The organism is Clostridium sp. AF22-10, assembly GCF_003478725.1.
Taxonomy (GTDB): Bacteria; Bacillota; Clostridia; order Lachnospirales; family Lachnospiraceae; genus Otoolea; species Otoolea fessa.
The window spans coordinates 1-582 of sequence record NZ_QUFZ01000083.1 but is presented as its reverse complement, the minus strand read 5'-3'; the positions used below and the strand labels follow the sequence as shown (position 1 = coordinate 582).

The 582-nt window shown below is 47.9% G+C and carries 2 rRNA genes; both read right to left on the bottom strand.

Annotated features, from left to right (window positions below):
- Positions 1–178 precede the first annotated feature (178 nt).
- Positions 179–296 (bottom strand): 5S ribosomal RNA (gene rrf, locus DWX91_RS16360).
- Between the two features lie 85 nt (positions 297–381).
- Positions 382–582: ribosomal RNA gene (locus DWX91_RS16355) — 16S ribosomal RNA — on the bottom strand; the annotation flags it as partial.

The window sequence follows — 582 nt, the reverse complement described above, 5'->3', positions numbered from 1 at the left end:
TTTATCAGTCATTCACAACCTCGATAAGCTCGAACTTATGAATCACTGGTAAAAACCAGTTATATGGAACAGCACTTCCCTGCTGGTGTAGGTTAACACATCCTCATCACAGATAGTTCATCCATTCCGATGTGTCCGTTCTATTTCAAATCGCATTCAGCGAATTGTTTTTAATGGAATCCGGCATCCACCTGCTTTCCCATGCCGTCTCCAGCATAGTATCATCGGCCGCTTAGGTCTTAACCATCGTGTTCGGGATGGGAACGGGTGTGTCCCCTAAGCGCATCGACACCGGAAATCTTTCATTTCCTGGATTCCAATCTTTAATTGTCATCCTCGAAAACTCAACAGTATATAAAACCCTTACTTCTTCTTCCTTAGAAAGGAGGTGATCCAGCCGCACCTTCCGATACGGCTACCTTGTTACGACTTCACCCCAGTTATCGGTCCTGCCTTCGGCAGCTCCCTCCTTACGGTTGGGTCACTGACTTCGGGCATTACTGACTCCCATGGTGTGACGGGCGGTGTGTACAAGACCCGGGAACGTATTCACCGCGACATTCTGATTCGCGATTACTAGCG